Origin of the sequence: Actinophytocola sp. (assembly GCF_035942955.1) — a bacterium.
Classification (GTDB): Bacteria; Actinomycetota; Actinomycetes; order Mycobacteriales; family Pseudonocardiaceae; genus DASYTH01.
In genome coordinates this window covers 1-2,187 of record NZ_DASZCQ010000158.1, presented here as the reverse complement: position 1 = coordinate 2,187, position 2,187 = coordinate 1, and the positions used below count along the sequence as shown (strand labels likewise).

The following is a 2,187-nucleotide window of genomic DNA, read 5'->3' as shown; positions in this document are numbered from 1 at the left end:
GGCATGGGCGCGGGCGCGCTGGCCGCGGAGGAGGCGGCCCGCGGTGGCGGTCGCGGCGGTCTCGGGGCCGGTGGTCGGGCCGGCGCGGGCGGCATGCCGATGGGCATGGGCGGGGCCCGCGGGCAGGGCGAGGAGGACGGCGAGCACCAGCGGCCCTCGTACCTGGTCGAGGCGGATCCGGACTCGCTGTTCGGGACGGACGAGCTGACCGCGCCACCGGTGATCGGTGAGTGATGGCCGGCTCCTACTCGCTGTCGCTGGCAGCGGTGGACGTGCTGTCTCAGACGCTTGACGTCAACGCCAGGGTGTTCCCGTTCGAGATCCCGAGTTTCGGGCAGCTGCAGGAGGATCGGCTGCGCATCGCCAGGGCGGTGTTCAACGACCTGCACAAGCGGGGCCTCGTCCGGCAGGGCACGATCGACCCCGACCTGCGGCGCGCGCTGCACACCCTGGCCGACTACCGGGTGGCGGTGACGGCCATGGGCACCGTCGGGAAGAACAAGCACCTCTTCGCCAGGGCGTCGGCGAACGGGGACACGGGCGTGCTGGCCGTGCAGGAGGACCAGAAGGTGCGGTTCGAGCTGATCCGGCCGACCGCGCTGGCGATGACCATGGTGGGGCTGCTGCCCAAAGTGCCGGCCGGGCCGGGCCAGTCGGTGACGCTGACCAGGCCGGCGCCGGTGGGCGCCCGCGGCGATGATCAGGAAGCCAACTACTTCTCGCAGGTGCGCGGTCCGCGCAGTGGTTCAGACCAGGCGATGCGGATCGCGCAGGGCTACCTGACGCGGCCGCGGACCGGGTCGGGGTTCTTCGCCGTGATCGGAAAGGACCGGCACGGCAAGGATCTTCGGGCCGGTGAGGTCGGGTGGTACGACACCGACCAGGGGCGGTACCTGAGCCTGTCCCGGCCGCCGGGGGACGACGGTCAGATCCACGGGACGCTGTCCCCGGCCGACCCGGCACGGCTCACCCAGCAGCTGACTCAGCTCATCGACTCGATCGCGCATAACTGACCGCGTTCGCACGTGCGAACCGGCATTTGTCGGCCTCGTCACAGTCACATGTCACGGTCGCCGGATCCGAACAGCCCGAACTACGACCCGCGGATGGATCCGGACAGCCCGGCGTACGACCAGACCTACGACCCGGACAGCCCGTACTACATCGACCGCCGGGAGACGTCGGACAGCGCCGGTGAGGTGCACGACCAGGCCGAGCGCGAGGTGACGGCCCACGACGAGGCCACCGACGGCGGCCTTCTCGGGCTGCAGGATCTGATCGAGCGGTTCATCCGCAACGGGCGGATTGACGAGGCGTACGCCGAGCGGATGAGCGACCAGGCGCATGAGCTCGCCCAGGACGTGCGCAGCCGCCCGGCGCCGGAGATCCCCGGCGCCAACTATCTCAGCTACGAGCATCCGCAGCTCAAGACCATGGTCACCGACGCGGTGGATCCGGGGCGGGTCGGCGAGGTCGGCAACCTGTGGATCGACGCGGCAACGCGATGGTGCGGTTCCAGTCCGACATCGGTCGGGCGATCAACAACAGCGAGGCCGACTGGCAGGGCGCGGCGGCCGACGCGGCCCGGCGGTTCATGACCGAGATCGGCAACTGGGTGGGCACGGCCGGGCAGAGCGCCCAGCTGGCCGGGTCCCAGACACAGCTGCACGCGGACGCGGTGGAGACCGCGCGGGACACGATGCCGGACCCGGTTCCGTGGGACCGCGCCGCGGCGATCCGCGACATCGCCTCGGCGACGAACCCGCTCGACGCGATGGTCCGGGCGGCCGAGGCGCAGGCGCAGTACATGGCGCACCGGGAGGCGCACCAGCGGGCCGCCGAAGTGGTCGGCACCTACGACGCGAACCTGGGCGGGGCGAGCGTCATGCCGGCGTTCAGCAGGCCGCCGACCATGGCCGGCGGCGACGGGACCACGAGCGGGATCGGCGGCGGCGGTGTTGGCTTTGCTCCCAACGGTTTCGCCGGTCCTGGCGGGTCCGGTGCGCCGGACGGCTCGGCGGGGGCCGGCGGCTCCGGGTTGCCGGGTGGTCCCTGATTGCCCGATGGATCGGGTGGTTCCGGATCGGGTGGCGCCGGCGGTGCCGGCGGCCCGGGTGTCCCGGGTGGGTCTGGAGGCTCGGGCGGGTCGGGATTGTCGGGTGGGTCTGGAGGCTCGGGCGGGTCGGG

General features: G+C 72.2%; 3 protein-coding genes and 1 pseudogene. All 4 read left to right on the top strand.

Features of this window, described 5'->3' with window-relative positions; all coding sequences use genetic code 11:
• A pseudogene (locus VGX25_RS15880) lies at positions 1 to 234 on the top strand (hypothetical protein); the annotation flags it as partial.
• Complete coding sequence (locus VGX25_RS15875) at positions 234 to 1,013, top strand: ESX secretion-associated protein EspG (RefSeq protein WP_326918560.1); 780 nt, start codon at positions 234 to 236, stop codon at positions 1,011 to 1,013. The pseudogene VGX25_RS15880 and the gene VGX25_RS15875, both read left to right, overlap by 1 nt.
• Positions 1,014 to 1,061: 48 nt before the next feature.
• Positions 1,062 to 1,598: a hypothetical protein gene (locus tag VGX25_RS15870; RefSeq protein ID WP_326918559.1), complete on the top strand. Its 537-nt coding sequence runs from the start codon at positions 1,062 to 1,064 to the stop codon at positions 1,596 to 1,598.
• On the top strand, positions 1,505 to 2,056 hold the full coding sequence (locus VGX25_RS15865) for a PPE domain-containing protein (RefSeq protein ID WP_422652980.1): 552 nt from the start codon (positions 1,505 to 1,507) through the stop codon (positions 2,054 to 2,056). The genes VGX25_RS15870 and VGX25_RS15865 overlap by 94 nt, the downstream gene beginning before the upstream one ends.
• Positions 2,057 to 2,187: the final 131 nt, after the last annotated feature.